This window comes from Zymomonas sp., from assembly GCF_020216885.1.
GTDB lineage: Bacteria > Pseudomonadota > Alphaproteobacteria > Sphingomonadales > Sphingomonadaceae > Zymomonas.
Genome location: NZ_JAIWON010000107.1, coordinates 1 through 18,336, shown reverse-complemented (window position 1 = coordinate 18,336; position 18,336 = coordinate 1). Strand labels below are relative to the sequence as shown.

At 44.9% G+C, this 18,336-nt stretch carries 14 protein-coding genes, 1 tRNA gene and 1 CRISPR repeat array; of the genes, 5 read left to right on the top strand and 10 right to left on the bottom strand.

The features are described 5' to 3' along the window. From LDL18_RS06010 to LDL18_RS05990, 4 genes are all read left to right on the top strand, one after another. Positions 1-1,741, top strand: a 1,741-nt coding sequence (locus LDL18_RS06010; RefSeq protein ID WP_365974843.1) for a pyruvate formate lyase family protein, incomplete at its 5' end; no start/stop codon positions are given. Beyond that, positions 1,725-2,516: a pyruvate formate-lyase-activating protein gene (pflA, locus tag LDL18_RS06000; RefSeq protein WP_296507775.1), complete on the top strand. Its 792-nt coding sequence runs from the start codon at positions 1,725-1,727 to the stop codon at positions 2,514-2,516. The genes LDL18_RS06010 and pflA, both read left to right, overlap by 17 nt. Before the next feature lie 172 nt (positions 2,517-2,688). Next, positions 2,689-5,097 carry a TonB-dependent receptor gene (locus tag LDL18_RS05995; protein WP_296507773.1) on the top strand — a complete coding sequence of 803 codons (2,409 nt, stop codon included), beginning with the start codon at positions 2,689-2,691 and terminating at the stop codon, positions 5,095-5,097. A 31-nt stretch (positions 5,098-5,128) separates the two neighbouring features. After that, complete coding sequence (locus LDL18_RS05990; RefSeq protein ID WP_296507767.1) at positions 5,129-6,280, top strand: phosphotransferase; 1,152 nt, start codon at positions 5,129-5,131, stop codon at positions 6,278-6,280. Between the two features lie 6 nt (positions 6,281-6,286). Here the strand turns inward: LDL18_RS05990 and LDL18_RS05985 are convergent, their stop codons facing one another. After that, positions 6,287-6,610 carry a YnfA family protein gene (locus LDL18_RS05985; protein ID WP_296507764.1) on the bottom strand — a complete coding sequence of 108 codons (324 nt, stop codon included), beginning with the start codon at positions 6,608-6,610 and terminating at the stop codon, positions 6,287-6,289. Positions 6,611-7,076: 466 nt separating this feature from the next. On the opposite strand from LDL18_RS05985, the gene pnuC reads away from it, so the two are divergent. Continuing rightward, complete coding sequence (gene pnuC, locus LDL18_RS05980) at positions 7,077-7,643, top strand: nicotinamide riboside transporter PnuC (RefSeq protein WP_296507762.1); 567 nt, start codon at positions 7,077-7,079, stop codon at positions 7,641-7,643. Between the two features lie 17 nt (positions 7,644-7,660). Here pnuC and LDL18_RS05975 read toward each other — a convergent pair. The 9 genes from LDL18_RS05975 to thiL all read right to left on the bottom strand — a co-directional run. Beyond that, positions 7,661-7,736, bottom strand: a tRNA-Lys gene (locus LDL18_RS05975). Positions 7,737-7,867: 131 nt separating this feature from the next. Then, positions 7,868-8,851: a DUF481 domain-containing protein gene (locus LDL18_RS05970; RefSeq protein WP_011241324.1), complete on the bottom strand. Its 984-nt coding sequence runs from the start codon at positions 8,849-8,851 to the stop codon at positions 7,868-7,870. Between the two features lie 24 nt (positions 8,852-8,875). Further along, positions 8,876-9,343, bottom strand: a complete 468-nt coding sequence (locus LDL18_RS05965; RefSeq protein WP_011241323.1) for an RNA pyrophosphohydrolase — start codon at positions 9,341-9,343, stop codon at positions 8,876-8,878. 66 nt (positions 9,344-9,409) lie between these two features. Next, complete coding sequence (locus tag LDL18_RS05960) at positions 9,410-10,114, bottom strand: SDR family oxidoreductase (RefSeq protein WP_296507759.1); 705 nt, start codon at positions 10,112-10,114, stop codon at positions 9,410-9,412. A gap of 474 nt (positions 10,115-10,588) precedes the next feature. Beyond that, positions 10,589-11,329, bottom strand: coding sequence for a hypothetical protein (locus tag LDL18_RS05955; protein ID WP_296507758.1), 741 nt, complete (start codon positions 11,327-11,329; stop codon positions 10,589-10,591). 651 nt (positions 11,330-11,980) lie between these two features. Next, positions 11,981-12,249: direct repeats of the CRISPR family, unit length 28 nt; unit sequence TTTCTAAGCTGCCTGTGCGGCAGTGAAC. A 469-nt stretch (positions 12,250-12,718) separates the two neighbouring features. Further along, positions 12,719-14,245, bottom strand: coding sequence for an amidophosphoribosyltransferase (gene purF / locus LDL18_RS05950; RefSeq protein WP_296507756.1), 1,527 nt, complete (start codon positions 14,243-14,245; stop codon positions 12,719-12,721). 422 nt (positions 14,246-14,667) lie between these two features. Continuing rightward, a complete protein-coding gene (locus tag LDL18_RS05945) occupies positions 14,668-16,056 on the bottom strand; it encodes a glutamate--cysteine ligase (RefSeq protein WP_296507753.1) in 1,389 nt (462 codons plus the stop codon). 304 nt (positions 16,057-16,360) lie between these two features. Further along, on the bottom strand, positions 16,361-17,131 hold the full coding sequence (locus tag LDL18_RS05940) for a 16S rRNA (uracil(1498)-N(3))-methyltransferase (RefSeq protein ID WP_296507751.1): 771 nt from the start codon (positions 17,129-17,131) through the stop codon (positions 16,361-16,363). Between the two features lie 307 nt (positions 17,132-17,438). After that, positions 17,439-18,336: thiamine-phosphate kinase (gene thiL, locus LDL18_RS05935; protein ID WP_296507749.1), on the bottom strand; the 898-nt coding region annotated here is incomplete at its 5' end.

The following is an 18,336-nucleotide window of genomic DNA, read 5'->3' as shown; positions in this document are numbered from 1 at the left end:
GTATGGTCGTGGCCGGATTATCGGTGACTATCGTCGGGTCGCGCTTTATGGTGTTGACTGCCTGATTGAAGACAAAAAAGAACAGGGCAAACGGCTGGAACGTAACCCCTTTGATGAAGAAACCATCAAATTGCGGGAAGAAGTCGCTGAACAGATCAAGGCACTTCATGAATTGGCCGCGATGGCCAAAAGCTATGGCTGCGACATTTCACAGCCGGCCGTTACGGCACAGCAAGCGGTTCAATGGACATATTTGGCGTATCTGGCGGCTGTTAAAGAAGCTAACGGTGCAGCGATGTCTCTGGGACGGGTTTCAACTTTCCTCGACATTTATATCGAACGTGACTTGAAAGAAGGCCGGATTACCGAAGCCGAAGCGCAAGAGCTGGTTGACCAGTTCGTGATGAAGCTCCGCATTGTCCGCTTCCTCCGTACCCCTGAATATGACCAGTTATTCTCTGGTGATCCGACATGGGTCACGGAATCTTTGGGCGGTATGGCGATAGATGGCCGGACATTAGTCACGAAATCCAGCTTCCGCTTCTTGCATACCTTGGAAAATCTGGGACCCGCGCCAGAACCCAATTTAACGGTTCTTTGGTCAGAAAATCTGCCTAAAGGCTTCAAAGATTACTGTGCCAAGATTTCAATCGACACCTCGTCGATCCAATATGAAAATGACGATCTGATGCGCTCTTATTGGGGCGATGATTACGGCATTGCTTGCTGTGTCTCGGCTATGCGTATCGGTAAACAGATGCAGTTCTTTGGGGCGCGTGCCAATCTCGCAAAAACGCTGCTTTATGCCATCAATGGTGGCCGTGATGAAAAAAGCGGTGTGCAGGTTGCGCCTGCCTTCGCGCCTGTCACGGGTGACGTGCTGGATTACGAAGATGTCAAATCCCGCATGGTTCAGATGATGGAATGGCTGGCCAGCGTCTATATCAATGCTTTGAATGCCATTCACTTCATGCATGATAAATATATGTATGAACGGGTTGAAATGGCGCTGCATGATCTGGAAATCTTGCGGACAATGGCTTGCGGTATTGCGGGGCTCTCGGTTGCTGCCGACAGCCTTTCTGCCATTAAACATGCCAAGGTTAAAATCATCCGTGACGAACGCGGTTTAGCCACTGATTTTGAAATCGAAGGCGACTATCCGGCTTATGGTAACAATGATGACCGCGCCGATGAAATTGCGATCTGGCTGGTTGAAACCTTCATGAATATGCTTCGGAAGCAGACGACTTATCGCCGTTCTGTCCCGACCCAGTCTATTCTGACGATCACGTCTAACGTGGTTTACGGTAAAAAGACCGGCAACACCCCTGACGGTCGTCGGGCTGGCGAACCTTTTGCACCGGGTGCCAATCCGATGCATGGCCGCGATTTGAAAGGGCCCGTCGCCTCTATGGCGTCTGTTGCTAAATTGCCTTACGCCCATGCACAGGATGGTATCTCCAATACCTTCACAATCGTTCCCAATGCTTTGGGGATGAACAAGGAAGAACGGATTGATAATTTGATCGGCTTGCTCTCCGGTTATTTCGGGGCAGGGGCGCATCATATGAATGTCAATGTCTTTGACCGGAATACCTTGTTAGATGCCGTCGATCATCCTGAAAAATATCCGCAATTAACCATCCGTGTTTCTGGTTATGCTGTCAATTTCGTGAAATTGACCCGTGAACAGCAAATGGATGTTATCCACCGGACTTTCCATGGCCTTGATAATTAAAAGACCAACCGTAACCAGCCTCGTTGAAGAGGCTGGTTGCGACAACACGCTTCAAGGGCGGATTCATTCGACTGAAATTGGCGGCGCAGTAGATGGGCCGGGGGTGCGTTTTGTGCTATTCTTGGCGGGTTGCGCTTTGCGCTGCCAATATTGCCATAACCCCGATAGCTGGTTTCTAAAAAATGGTCGTGCGGTAACCTTGGCCGAAATGATGGAAGAGGTTGCCTCCTATGCCGATTTTCTAAAACGAGCAGGCGGCGGCATCACTATCAGCGGTGGTGAACCTCTGGTTCAGCCCGAATTTACAGGCGCGCTTTTAAAGGCCGCCAAATATCTGGGACTCCACACCGCGATTGATACGGCTGGTTTTCTGGGGGCGCAGGCCGATGATGCCTTGCTTGCCCATACCGACCTTGTTCTTTTGGATATCAAAGCCTTTAACGATAAACGCTATAAAGCGCTTACCGGTGTAGAACTTCAACCAACATTAGCCTTTGCTAAACGGCTCGCTGCTTTGAAAAAGCCAGTCTGGCTGCGTTATGTCTTGGTGCCGGATTTAACCGACAATTTTAATGAGATCGCCAATCTCGCCGATTTTGCCGCTACCTTAGGCAATATCGAACGGGTTGATGTGCTGCCCTTTCATAAAATGGGTGAATATAAATGGAAAGCCAGCGGCCTCGCTTATAAATTGGGTGATACTCAACCGCCTTCACCCGCTCTTGTAGAAGATGTCCGTGGTATTTTCCGCGATAATGGCTTAAATCTGTCCTGATAAGCACAGCTTATTGAAAATCAATCGCAATATCTTGACAGCTTCCTCATATTGATATCATAGCCTAGCCTATATTGGGTGACTGCTGTTGCTTGGGATATTGTCCGGCAACCAGTAAAAGGCATCTCTATGCCTGTTGTCCTATCGGGGGAAAAAGGTGACTTATCAGGATATGACAGCATCCGAATGGAAAAAATATTACCGGCATTTCTTGGCAACCACTGTTTTGCTTGCTGGAATAAGCGGGGTATTTCCTGTTCACCCTGTCCATGCTGAAAATCAAGAATCGCCAAAATCCTCTGATAAAACGCCCTCTAAAAATGACGCGATTATTGTGACGGGTCGTCCGGTTTTCAAAACGGCCAATGGCTTTTCGGTGAATGATATTGGCGGCGGCTTGATACAAAAAGAAACCGAAACCCGATCAGTCAGCCATATTTCAACTGACTTTATCCAAAAACAAGCCCCTACCGCAAACGCCTTTGATCTGGTGGCAATGTTACCGGGGGCGAATGTTACATCTTCCGACCCGTTAGGCTTTTCAACCCAGACCAATATCACGATCCGTGGATTAAGCGGCGATGCCATCGGCTATGTGCTGGAAGGGATGCCCCTAAATGATGTGGCCTATTATACTGGCTATCCGACCCAATTCGCCGATAGTGAAAACTACCAACAGATTGGCCTAGCCCAAGGCTCTGCCGATCTCGATAGTCCGGTGCTGAATGCCGCCGGTGGGGTGATGAATCTAAATTTTCGAAAACCGGCTGATAAAATGGGCGGCTATGCCGATTTTTCCTATGGTTCTTATAATACCAATCGTCAATTTCTGCGTTTTGATATGGGCGAAATTGGTCATAGCGGCGTGAAAGGCTTTGTTTCCTATTCCCATGCCCGAACCGATAACTGGCGCGGGGCAGGCTATGATGAAAAACAGCATGTTGATTTCAAATTTCTAAAGGAATGGGGACAAGACAGCCATATATCACTGCTAGGCACATGGAATAAAGGCATCACCAGCTATTATCCCCAAGTCGATAAACAAAGCTGGAAAGAAAACGGCATTTCAGGCAGCAATAATCTGGCATCCCGTTACAATGTCAATAATGAAGCCGCAGGTAGCGATTACTGGCGATTATACCGCGCACCAGAAGAGATTTTTTACCTTGCCGCTCCCATAGATGTCAGACTGGCCTCCAATCTCAAATTAAAAGTCACCCCCTATGGCCAATGGGATAGGGGAAATGTCCCAGCCGGTTCGACATTGAATAATAGCGGGTTATGGAATGGCAGTGAAGCTATCGCAGGGACGATCAACCTTCCCAATGCGACAGATGGCACCGCAACGGTTCGCTCCAACTATACCCAACGCTCGGCAAGGGCAGGCGTAAATGCCAGTGCCACTTGGTCACTGAAAAATCATGATCTGACTTTGGGCTATTGGTTCGACTATTCGGCTGACAAAGAACAAAACAGCTTTACCCCTGTTGATAGTAACGGCTATGCCTCCAATATCTGGGCAGACCATCATTCGACCTTGATTAAAATGCCAGACGGCTCCTCGTTATTGGGATCGAATAACCGCACTCATACCTATGTGAACGCCGTCTATCTCGGCGATCATATGACATTTCTCAACAATAGGCTGACTTTTGATATCGGCTTTAAAGAAGTCATCATGACGCGGCATGGATATAACTATCTCCCGGGTTCGCAACATAAGGCGAATTTCTCGACCTCGGAACCGTTGCCAAGATTAGGGCTGCGCTACCAAATCGATAGTAAAAGCCATGTCTTTTTCAGTGCATCAACCAATTTCCGAACTGCTGACGAAACCGCCCTTTATAACAGTTACGATCCCACTAGTGGCGAGATCATCGTAAATGGTAATAAAAATCTGAAAAACGAATATTCGGTATCGGAAGAATTGGGCTATCGCTATTCCGATGCTTTGGTGACGGGCAGCTTGACCCTGTTCAATTACAATTTTTCCAATCGACAATTACAAACCGTGATTGTTCAAAATGGCTCGCATATTCAGTCAACCATCAATGCCGGAAACCAGATTTCTCGCGGGGTCGATTTTGAAATCGGGCTTACGCCTTGGCATCATATCAGCCCCTATCTATCGGGTGAATATCTCTATACACGCCAGACCAACGATCTTACGGTTGGCGATGACCTTTTGCCGACAAAAGGCAAAAGAGCCGTGCGTAGCCCTGCATTCCAAGGCTCTTTAGGCGTTACCTATGACGATCATCATTTCTTTGGCATGGCCAGCGTCAAATATACTGGCTCACAATATGGCAGCTTCATGAATGATGAAAAAATTCCGGCTTATGTCACCGGCAATATTTCGGTTGGCTATCGCTTTACGCAAGAAGCCTTCCTGAAACATCCTGAAATCCGGTTAAACTTTATCAATATCGGAAATAACCATTATCTGTCCGGTATTGCCAGCCCAACTGCCAATGCCCAAGATACGGTTGGACGGAATGGCACTGTCATTTCAGGTAGCGCTCCGCAATATTATATTGGCGGCGGCTTTGCGGTTCTAGCTTCCCTCAGCAGCGCATTCTGATATTCAGCCAGTCATGGCAAAAGATGAAGGCATGACAGAAGCAGCCCATAAGGCCGTGCATCAGTTTGGCGTTTCCGGCTATCAGACGGAACGGGACTGGCCTTATTTGACAATATTGGAAATAAACGCGGTTCTGGCTTCCTTCAGCGGGCAAGGTAAAGCCGTAAAAATCCTATCTCATAGTCGGCGGCCTTATTCTGCTGCGGCCTTATTTGAAACTGACCAGAAACAGACGTTTTTTATCAAACGCCATCATCACAAAATCAGAAATAAAACCGAACTCTTAAAAGAACATCTTTTTGCGCGTCATCTGGCACAAAAATCTTTCCCGATCAGCACGCCTATAGTGACCGATAATAACCAAACGGTTATTGAAAAAGAGCCGTGGATTTATGAAATTCATCCCCAAGCCCAAGGCGTAGATCTCTATCAAGATGTCATGTCATGGGAGCCTTTTTTAAACAGCCATCACGCATACGAAGCCGGACGGATGTTGGCGCTTTTCCATCAAGCTGCCCAAGGATTCGATCAATCCCCACGTCATCATGCGTTATTGGTCTCGGCAGGCGACACGCTGTTGCATGATGATTTTATCAAGGCTTTATCCGACTGGATAACGGCACAGCCGGAATTATCAAAACAGCTTGAAGGCAAAAACTGGCAGCAAGACATCACCGAGAATATTCTGCCTTTTCATCATCAATTACAGCCTTTGATGACCAACATTACCCCGCTTTGGGGGCATGGCGATTGGCACAGCTCTAATCTGATGTGGACAGGAATCGATTCCAAAGCCAAGGTCAGTTGCGTGCTTGATCTCGGTATGGCCGATTACAGCTCGGCAATGTTCGACCTTGCAACGGCGATAGAACGGAATGTCATCGCATGGCTGGATATGGATAACCGCCAAGATATCGTCATTGACGATCAGCTTTTTGCCTTGTTACGTGGTTATCATCATATCAAACCGTTATCCCGAACAGATAGACAGTTACTTTCGGCCTTTCTGCCATTGGTGCATATCGAATATGCCTTGTCTGAAATGGTCTATTTCGGGGCGTTGCTGCAAGACAAGGCTTCTGCCGATATTGCTTATTATGATTATTTATTGGGGCATAGCCGCTGGTTTTCTGGGCAAGAAGGGCAGCGGCTTTTACAAAAAATAATCCATTTCGAGGCATGATCTCGCTTATAAGGAGCGAGGCATCCATAGGATAATCGCTGCTCCAACCAAGCAAAAGACGGCACCGATCAAATCCCAATGATCGGGCGGGGTCGCTTCGACTTTCCAAGACCATAACAGGCTCATGATGATATAAATACCGCCATAGATGGCATAGGCCTTACCGGCATTTTCGGCGGGACTAAAGGTCAGTAACCAAGCAAACAGCAAAAGCGACGCTATCCCCGGCAAGAGCCATAGCGGCGATTTATGCAACCTAATCCACGCCCAAAAGGAAAAGCAGCCTGTAATTTCAGCCAAAGCTGCTGGAATATAAAGAAGAGCTAACATGGGAATACCTCGGGATCGAAAGAGAAAAGAGGCCGACAGGCCTTTCAATAAACCCGACCCCAACAGAGATAGCCAACCTGATTTTATATAGATCAAGCTACCGCCTTTTAAAATCATCTTCCCGACAGAAAAACAGACTTCTCTTTAAAGGCGAAGAAAAAGGCTAAAATCCAATATTTTTTATGCTGCCGTCATTTGAAAGGGGCAAATTCTATCCTTTTGTTCAAGATGTATAAAAAGAGATAGAACAGACCGTCACGCTCCCATCCCAAAATTACCGATCTGTCCGCCTAGCTTTCCTCTTTATCGCTAAGGCTGAGACAAAAACCAATTTTCTCTCTTAAAATTGCCCGCCTTTGTCTCGGTATCGCTCCTTTTACGATCGAAAGGGTTATACTATTCGCTTTCATCCCCTTGCTTCCAAGGCTAAGCCAGTATCAGCCTTGTTGAGAAAAGAGATTTCATCGTGTCCGTTTTGGAATGGCTGGCCGTTTTGACCAGTCTTTTAGGTATTGTTTTTTCGACCCGACAAATTCGGATATGTTGGCTATTTTACGGAATATCTTCATTGCTTTATGGCAAGATTTTCTTCTCGATAAAACTTTATGCCGATTGTCTCTTACAAATTTTCTTCTTTTTTTCCAGTATTTACGGCTGGTTTCACTGGCATCATTATCAAAAAGCTGACAAAATGACGGTGATAAAGGCTTCACAAAAAAGCCTGTTGCGCGATATTTCAATGGCGGCGGCGCTTTCGGTTATTTTCGGCTTTTACCTCAAAAATTATACCGATGATGCCTTTCCTTGGCTGGATGCGATTTTAAGCTGTTACAGCATTGTCGCGCAATTTTGGGCAGCACGCCTGTATAAAGCGAATTGGTTTCTCTGGATTGTTATTGATTTTTGCTACACGGCTTTATTTTGCTACCGTGGCTTATGGCTGACGGCTTGGCTTTATGCGGTTTTTATGGTGATGGCCGTGATAGGGCTAAAAAAATGGCAGAATAAAAATCCTGCCGTAGCTTGTGACTGATATTGTAAGGGAGTAAATGGTGGACGCACTTGGGCTCGAACCAAGGGCCCGCTGATTAAGAGTCAGCTGCTCTACCAACTGAGCTATGCGTCCACTATTATTTCAAAACCATCATAGAATGGCCTGTGAGGGCGCTATTAACAAAAAAAACGACCTTTGCAAATGTTTTTTTCAAAAACTTTGCCCATTCTTTTGAAAATAGCGTGTTTATAGACCTATTTTCGTTATTTTTTCTTCTTGCCCAAAGCATAGGCAAAGGTAATCCGGCTGGTTGTATCGACCGGATTTTTCGATGCCGAGACATCTTTTTCATAATAAACGCTAAAGGACAATTTAGTCGACAAATTGCCGATCAACTTGGTCTCAAGCGATGTTGTCGAACTAGCGGTAATATCTTTGCTTTCAAAGAAGATCGAAGAATCTTCCGACACAGTCAACAAAGGCGACACAACCCATTTTGTGGTGAAAGATCCACGCATGGCGGCGGTATCTCTTATCCGGCGGCCATTGGGTCTTGAACTGTCAATAAAGATCGTATGACGATAGGCAGGGCCCCCTTCAACCGCCAATGACAAATTGGGCTGATCGAAGACTTTGTAACCGATACCGCTACCCCCTGTAATACGGGTGCGATAGCCCAAGAACATATCCCGCTCGTAAAGAGCCAGACCATACATATAAAGCCGTTCGTCAAATTTATAATGCGGCTGATAAGAAGCGGTAAAGCGTTCAGCCGAAGTCGTTCCATAAGTGCGCTGAAAATCGGTTCTTGCCTTGACGGTATGGGTCCAATTAATACCATTTCGTTCAAGGGCAACTGCCCCGTAAATAGCGGTCTGACGGGTATTACCCGTCATTTTTGCGCCGCCTAACTCAACAGACCCCGTCCAGTTTTCAAACATACCGGAATCAGCAACCCGCCGTAATTCTTTGCGTTTCTTTTCGGCTTCACGGGCTTCAACTTTGGTGTTGTAATCCGCTACCATCGCATCAATTTCAGCCGCAGAATCAGGAACCGTTTTTTTTGCAATCAGGACGATAGATTTAACCGTTTTCGGATCATCAAGGGCTAAAGCCTTTGTCACCATTTCTTGAATCAGCTTTGGGGGTTCTTCTGCCCAGACCTCACTGACTGGAACTAACGATAGAAGAACGGCACCCTGCGATATTCTCCAAAGTAACCAAGGCGAGATCGTCCTGGATTGCAAATTGTCCTCCCGATGAAAAAAGAATTAAAGGCTAGCTGAAAATTCGGACAGTATTTTTTCGTAAAGCGGTTTTTTGAAAGCAACGATCAAATCGGGTAACTGCTTAGGTTCAACCCATTTCCATGCCCGAAATTCGGGTTTATCCGTGTTGATATTGATATCTTCATCCCGTCCCAAATAACGGGCAAGAAACCATAATTGCCGTTGACCGCGATATTTGTTCTTAAAAAAAGAAGCCTGTAAATCTGCTGGAAAATCATAGGTCAGCCATTCTTTGGTATGGCTAATAATGGCAACCATGCGGGGCGGAATACCGGTTTCTTCTTCTAATTCACGCAAAACGCCCACCTCTGGCGTTTCTTTTGCTTCCAATCCCCCCTGAGGCATCTGCCATGCCTCTTCTTTCATGTCATTTCTACAGGCAGCAAAGACAAGATTGTCTTTATTTAATAACATGATACCCACGCCAGACCGGTATTCAAGATTATCCATCGGCTCTTCCTTTTATTTCCAAGTAATGAGGCTAAAATAACACGAAATAAGATCGCTTATTTCTGTTTATAATTGGCCTTGCCATCCATTCGCATAATCTTGAACGATCATGGTAACAATAGCCTTGGCGACCTCATCGGGCGAGCGCAACAAATCGGCCTTTTCATCGGGAAAAGCGCGCTTTCGTCCTTCTGTTGCTACTGCTTCTAATTCAGCCAAAGCGACTTTGATAGTATCCCCTTCCGCGTTTTCTGCTCCATAAGATAGTAATATAGCCTCCATCGCCATTTTAGAGGCATAATAGCTGCCATTATAGGGGTAGGGCGCTTGGCTTTTGGGAAGGGTTAAACCGACGATATGTGCCGATCGGCTTTCTTGAATAAGCGGATCAAAACGGCTCAATAAATCTTGTGTCGCTAACGCATTGACCGCTAACATCTGTTGAAGGGCGGGGGATGCTGCCGCAATAGAAGGCTGCGCCTCATATCGGGCAGCCGCAAAAACCATAATATCCAAAGCAGGCCATCTTCCCGAAATAGCCGCGGCTAAATGATGGCAACTGCTTGAATGAGTAATATCCATCGGGGCAATCGTCGCCGATCCGCCTTTTTGGTAAATCTGTTCTTCGACCTTATCGAGATCGGCTGCCGTTCTCGCAACCAGAATGACATGCGCCCCCGCTTCAGCCAGTGCTTTGGCTGTGGCCGCGCCAATTCCGCGACTGGCACCGGTGACAAGGGCAATTTGATCAGAAAGAGCTGGATGAGTCATAGGCTTCTTATGGTTAAAATATCATTTCAACAGAATGAATAAAAAATTTTCTAATAAAATGGAAAATAAGAAAAATACATTTCTCTATTTGCATAAGAGTCATCAAAAGAAATGAAAAACAGATTCCGCCAATAACTCAAAATGACAGAACAAGCGTTACTCTTTCACCGCTTTTCTGAAACCACAGATGATTTTATTCTGGTAAGAATATCTAAAATAATCATCGCACTAATTTTCAGTATACCAGCGATTAAAAATCTTTAAACAGATTATTTCTATAATATAATTGCGATATTATATAAATATTTTTACAATAATCCAAATTTTTATTTCAGATCGGCAGTATCTTTTTAAAAAGAAAGTATATTTTTCTATCCATTGTATATGCTGCCGATCTAATAAGACATTATCCCTATAGATAGACTATTTTTAAATTCACGCATTTTCTTAAGACAATAAACCCGAAAGAAAAAGCTATCGTAAATTCTGAACTAAATCGCAAAGATTATCAGCTTCCACTCTGTTGCTTCCAAAGTCGATTGTTTTTAACTGCACATTAGAATTAGCTGAAAGTTGATATCTTAGTTCAAATCTGTGTTTATGAACCGCAACCGTTTTTGATTGCGCTTTTCTTCCCGTAGAATATCCTCCAAATACTCCTTTTCCTGCACCCACGGTAAAAGAACCTGACTGCTTGGTTGTTGTCTGTAATTCCGTATCCGTATTGATACGGGCTGACAGAATATTTTGAGGAAATAAAACCGTTGCACTCAATCTATTATGCCACTCATTCATAATAATTAACCCAGCAGAATTAACAACAAAACTGTCTCTGCCTTTTCTGTAGGTATAAATATTTTTAAAATTACCATAATTATATTGAGAGATTATTTTACGAATGGACTGTAAGATATCTGAATCGCTCGTTTTTTCTTCCAGCCTTTTAGTTATTATATATCCCAATACAGAACCAAGAATAACGCCCCATATGACAGATTTTATCCATGAAGCGTGAAATAAGAATAGAAATAATGAAAATAAGACTGCAAAAGAAATCAATGAAAATTTGATAAATCTTTTTTGAAAATTATCTTTATTATTTTTACTATGCGTCTCATCTAATCCCAATAATCTATTAAATTCTTCATTTTCAATTTTAGTGGACTTATTTTGACCCGACACCAAAACATAATTGTTATTTATTTTTAATTCCATGACGAAAATCTTGTAACCACATCTCGTTAAGATAGAATATTTTATTTTCTATACTCTATCATAAAATAAAAAATCCAGTTTTATATTAACGCATCTATCTCGTTATGGGTGAAGATGACTTTTCTCGAATTTTATAAAGAATAGTTAGCCTCTTATTATTTCAGATACGCCAATGATGAGCTTCTATTGAAAAAGGAAGATAACCATAATTTTACAGCCGCAAGATGAAGGCAGGCGAAGAAGGGTTTTCTGCTTTTATCATCGCCTGTGGTGATACGTCTGAGCGGCTTCAACTTATTGAACATCCGTGTCTTTGAAATCCATTCGATAGGATGACAATCTTTGTAGAGCTGTAGATGATAAGGCCTATAGGCATAGGCTTTTTTCGATTAAAATGGGGCGGGATAACAGGAAGGATAGCTCGAACAAGCCATTTTTTGCTTAATCTTATCGCTATCATATCCTTTTTTGCTGAAAAAAACGGCGGAGCGTTGTGATAGGAATATCTATCAAGCGATCCGCGCCAGAATAATCAGAAACCTCACCAGCAATTAGAGCCAAAGCCAGAAAGCATCCTTGACCATCGGAACGGGCATGGATCTTGCTCGTAAAGCCTCCGCTGCTTCGACCAAAAGCCTCCCTTCTCCCCTTTTTTAAAGCTGCCTGTGCGGCAGTGAACTTCTAAAGATGATGTGCCAAAGAATTTGCCCACTTTCTAAGCTGCCTGTGCGGCAGTGAACTTTAAAGCGCGTTATCCCAATTTTGGAATGGCTTTCTAAGCTGCCTGTGCGGCAGTGAACCCAGAACGACCGCTTCGTAACATCGTCCCTATTTTCTAAGCTGCCTGTGCGGCAGTGAACGTGTTTTCGTAATATCGGACTTTAGCTAAATGTTTCTAAGCTGCCTGTGCGGCAGTGAACTAGAGCCTTTAAGCCCAAAGCCTCCTAAAATGAAGGAGAATCGGCAAAAAAAGGCAAAATAACCCTAAAAAATTAGCCTATTCGTAAGCCACTGATTTTAAAAGATTTTTTTAACCCCTCAAAAAAGAGGGTCAAATTAAGGGTATAAAAGACTTTAACCATGTCAAAAAGCTGAAGCTCATTTTACCGCGTCTTTCTGTTTTTACAAAAAGAAACCGCGTAAAATTATCGCAAATATAAAAGGCGGCTATATCGCCACTCGATTTTGCTCGTCCAAACAGCCTTTTTTTAATGATAACGCGCTTATTTCACAGCCCCAACTACACCAATACTCATAGAGCATCCACAAATGCTTAAGATCAGAAGATTAAAACACACGGATAAAATCGACATTTTTGTAAAAAATACCCATAAAAAAGGGAGCCATTTTAAGACTCCCTCAATCAGATATTCGCCATAGTGCCTAAATTTAGGCGATAGCGACCTGTTCTGACAAACAAACCAGTTGTTCACTGGCGCTTAATTCGCCAAGATCGGTCAACGGTGTTGGATAGGCACCCGTAAAGCACGCATCGCAATATTGCGGCTGGGCATCATTACGGCTTTCCTCACCAACGGCACGATAAAGACCATCCATCGAGATAAAGGCCAAGCTGTCCGCGCCAATATATTCAGCCATCTGCTCGACCGTCATCTTGGCAGCCAATAACTTGGCGCGTTCTGGCGTATCCACGCCATAAAAACAGCTATGACGGGTCGGCGGGCTGGCAATCCGCAAATGGATTTCCTTGGCACCAGCATCACGAAGCATTCTGATAATCTTGACGCTGGTCGTGCCTCTGACAATAGAATCATCCACCAAAACCAGCTTCTTGCCGTTAATCAAAGCACGATTGGCATTATGCTTCAGCTTGACCCCCAAATGGCGGACTTGATCACCGGGCTGAATAAAGGTGCGGCCGACATAATGGGAACGGATAATACCCAATTCAAAAGGCAAAGAGGATTGCTGGGCGTAACCGATCGCAGCAGGCGTGCCGGAATCTGGCACGGGAATAACCATATCGGCTTCAACCGGATTCTCGCGTGCCAATTCGATACCAATAGATTTCCGAACGGAGTAAACCGAGGTGCTACCGATCAAAGAATCTGGTCTCGAAAAATAGACATGCTCGAAAATGCAGGGGCGAGGCTTCTGTTTTTTAAAGGGATGAAGAGATTGCAGCCCTTTTTCCGAAATAATAATCAGTTCACCCGGCTCGACCTGACGGATATAGGTTCCACCAATAATATCGAGGGCAACGGTTTCGGATGCGACAACAAAAGTTTCTCCGACCTTACCAAGAACCAGCGGGCGAATACCCAAAGGATCACGGCAGGCAAGCATCCCTTCCGGTGTCAGACAGACGAGAGAATAAGCCCCCTCAACCTGTTTCAAAGCATCAATGAATCGGTCTAACAGGCTGCGATAGCTGGAGGTCGCGACCAAATGGATAATCGTTTCAGTATCCGACGTGGATTGAAAGATAGATCCATGGCGTACCAACTGATGACGCAAGGTTTCGGCATTGGAAATATTGCCGTTATGAGCAATCGCAAATCCGCCTGAAACCAGTTCAGCATAAAGCGGCTGAACATTGCAAAGCGTACTGGCACCGGTGGTTGCATAGCGGACATGGCCAATAGCGCATGATCCGGGCAAGCTGCGGATAGCATCGTCACGGTCAAAGTTACCCGCAACGTGACCAACAGCCCGACGGGAGTGGAAATTTTTTCCATCCCAGCTGGTGATACCGGCGGCTTCTTGTCCGCGATGCTGTAAAGCATGTAGTCCGAGAGCTACAACGGCAGCGGCTGTATCCGCACCCCAAATACCGAAAACACCACATTCTTCATGAAGGGTATCATCAGATGCCCCATTATCCAAAGATTCTGTTGTCGTCGTCAGGGTAGAGATAGAGTCGGAAAAGAGTTCGCTCGAAAGGCTAGGCGACATATTTCAATCCGGCTGAAATTATCAGGTTGGGGGATAATACGCTTTTTTAACGGATTTGTCCTCCCCATTCTGATTAATTTTTAAGCAACGATTACCAAGAAAAAAGGAGGCCATTTTCTTGATATAAGATAATCACAGCACCTATTCTATAAAATCTCGTTTTGTATAATAAGCGATTGAATAATATCCGGTTTTTCTTTTCAAAAACAAAAAATAGGGAATATTTTTGTTACTTACGCGTGATTGGGGTGTGCTTAAATAGTATGACAAATTTAAGACAAACAAAGATATCCAATGCTCATCCCCCATCAGGATATAGTCTCTTTTAAAGAGGCAATATCCTGATTCTTTTTTGATTTTAAAATTTTACCGCGTTATTTTTTCATTATAGTAATCAATATTCTTTCTAAAAATCATTCTCATCAAGACAGAATAAGCGGCTGCGCCCAGTCACATTCCTGATAGATGAAATCGAGATTTCCAGTCTGATGATAACGCGCCAATAATCGGTCAGAAAGATTCTGACCGCTTTCCAAAATTTCACCAATAGGGGCTAAATACCGACTTTCATCCTGACCTTTGTCATTCAAAATAGCCCGTCTTTCTAAGGCCGCATTCATCAACGGCCAAAGCTGTCGTCCCAAATCAAGCAAAGATTGGCGACCTCCAATCAGGGTTTTTAAGCCTTTTTTAGGTACGTCATTCCGCAAGTTTCGATAGTCATCCATGCTCCAGCTTTTGATAATTTCTGAAGCCGTATCCAGTAATTCGGAATCATAAAGGATGCTGATCCAAAAAGCGCTTAAGGCTGGCGACATCATTACCGAAGCGCCATCAGCGCCCCGCATTTCGAGATAACTTTTTAGACGGACTTCAGGAAAAGCCGTAGAAAGATGGTCAACCCAATCTGATAATATGGGCTTTTCGTTGGGAAGGGCAGGTAACTCACCTTTCAAGAAAGCGCGGAAATCCTGACCCGACGCATCAATATAGCGGCCATCCCGATAGACAAAATACATCGGAACCGACAGCATATAGTCAATATAGCGTTCATAGCCAAAATCATCATCAAAGACGAAAGGCAAGATACCCGTGCGATGGGGATCGGTATCCGTCCATATATGGCTACGATAGGATGAAAAGCCGTTAGGCTGCCCTTCCAAAAAAGGCGAATTGGCAAAAATAGCGGTTGCCAAGGGCTGCAATGCCAAGGAAACCCTAAATTTTTTGACCATATCCGCTTCGCTGCCATAGTCGATATTGGATTGAATAGTGCAGGTGCGCAGCATCATATCTAAACCGAGCTTGCCCACTTTGGGCATATATTCGGTCATGATTTTATAACGGCCTTTCGGCATTAAAGGCAGGTCACTACGCTTTTTGTCAGGCCACAGACCCAATCCCAAAAAGCCTAATCCCAATTCCTCGCCGACTTCTTGCGTTTGCTGGATATGGCGACATATTTCGTCATAACTTTCATGGATAGTGCTACGAGGCGCGCCCGAAAGTTCAAACTGGCCTGCCGGTTCAAGGCTGATCGCGCCATCATCTCCACTTAAGCCGATAATTGTATCATTTTCGTAAATCGGCTGCCAACCAAAGCGGGTAAAACCCTGTAACAGATCACAAATGCCGCCTTTTTCTTCATAAGAAGGCGCTTGATGGGTCTGTTTTTTATAAACTAGTTTTTCATGCTCTGTGCCAACGCGCCATTGCGCTTTCGGTTTTTCACCGGCCTGAAAAATCCGTAAGAGATCATCGCGACTTTCAATCGGATGATTTTGGCTGCTGGATGTCTGACGCGTGCTCATAACACAAGATATAGTCCCTCTATCCAAAGGCTGCCAATCTATTTAGTCGCAACTTTTAGTCCGCTCTGATAGATTTTTTCTATAGATGGATTGAATTATACTAGAGTGAAAATTATTATTTAAAGACATGGCAAGGATATTGCTTTGTTGCCGCTTGCTCTTCGGATTTCCCCGAAATGGATAACACTCTCCAAAAGGCTTGAACAAAGTCTATCAAAAAACATGCCACTCGCGCCATATCAAGGCAAGATACAGGCTGATTTCAAAGAATCTTTTCTGAAAGGCTCTCTTTTTGCAATGGTTTTTACAAATTGGCCTGCCTTGGTTGTTTTTGCCAATCTCCGGCGGCCGCCATCCATAAAGCCGTTGCCGCAATAGCCGCCGTATCCGCTCTAAGAATGCGGGGGCCTAAAGACACCGGAACGGCTTGTTTTACGGCGTTAATCATTTCCCGTTCCTGATCGGTAAAGCCACCTTCAGGCCCAACCAAAATAGCAGCTGCCATTTTCCTTTGGGAAAGGGCTTCAATCATGGGTTCGCCACCCGTCTCATCGGCAAAGAAAAGCGCCCGATCTTCCGGCCATTCCGCTAATAGGGATTTTAAAGAGCAGGCCTCGGTCACTTCAGATAGGCTGGTTCGACCGCATTGTTCAGCGGCTTCGACAATATGCGCCTGTAATCTTTCAAGATTGACCCGATCGACAATTGTCCGCTGGGTTATAACCGGTGTAATCCGAGCGACCCCCAATTCACAGGCCTTTTCATAGATCCAATCAATCCGGCCTTTTTTAATAGGCGCAGTCAATAGCCATAAGTCAGGAATAGACTCTTTTTCATTGAGATGATGCGTAATTTTCAGCTGTAAATGCTTCCGTTCGGCTTCGATAACCTCGCCCAGCCATTCGCCGGTAAGATTATCGAAAAGAACAAGCTGGCTTCCGATTTTAAAACGCATAACCGACAGAAGATAATGTGCCTGCGCCCGATCAGGCGTAACGATAGCACCTAAAGACAATTCTTCTTCAACATAGAGACGGGGCAGGGTATTTACAGGCCAAGCCGGTTCAGCGACCATAGGAAATTCTTCTTCTCGTTAACATTTCTGCCATCACCTAAAGGAAGGTTATAACGGCTTCAACCGTAATCCTTTTTCAATTTTTGGGACACGACTTTCTAAGGCCAAGACAATATCGCAGTAATGTCTATTATTTATGATTATTGGCTTATTTTAAGCAATTTTAAAACTGAAAAATCTTAAAATAAGTTATTGAACATATTTCAAGCCCAATAACTGGAAGGCGCTACATCCCAATAAACGGAATGATCGCAATGCGGCGTCCAATAGAAAGGCTTTTTCACCCTTCTTTCAACGCGCGCCTAGTCTAACCGTGCAAATAGCCAAGCCGTTCAGGCTGTTTAATCGGCTCCGCACCGTAAAAAAGAGACAATCCACTACCCGCTGTCAATTGTCCTACCCTGTATAGGTCGAATTGCTTTTCTTTGGACAGCCTTAACAGATCTTGACGCTTATTGGCTGCGCAAGCCATAATCAACTGATAATCATCACCTGCGGTTACAGCCTGTAATCGGGTCGATTTTGTATCACCAAAGCAGCTTATCGCTTCGGATGAAAGAGGCACTCTATCCAAACGGATACGAACGGCCAATCCGCTGGCATTGGCAATTCTTTCGGCATCAATCAGCAAGCCATCGGAAATGTCTGCCATGGCATGGACATGCGGCGCTAACCAAATGCCTTCTTTTAAACGAGGCTCTGGTGAACGATAGGCTTGCACTAATTTTTCTTGAGCCGAATGATTGATATCTTTTTTCTGTTTAAGGAGATTCAATCCAAAACCAGCGTCACCAATAGGCGAGGTTACCCATAACTCGTCGCCTTCTTTGGCTCCGCGCCGATCAGGCACACCACAAGACGGCGCGAGACCAATAACGGTCATTGCCGAAAAATGCCCAGTATGACGGGGAACCGCGACGGTATCGCCGCCTAATAAAGGAAGGTTATATTGATGGCAGACGGATTCCAGACCTTTTAAAAAAGCCTGATCCCATTTGTAATCGGGGCCCAAACTATAGCCCATCAAAGCCCCGATAGGCTTTGCCCCTTTGGCTGCCAGATCAGAAAGGTTAACGCCGACCAGCTTTTGGGCAACAGTTTCCGGCGGATCACTGGGAAAATAATGGACATTTTCCACAATAATATCATGGGACAACACCAAATCACCCGATGGGCGGGGCAGAACCGCCGCATCATCGGACAGA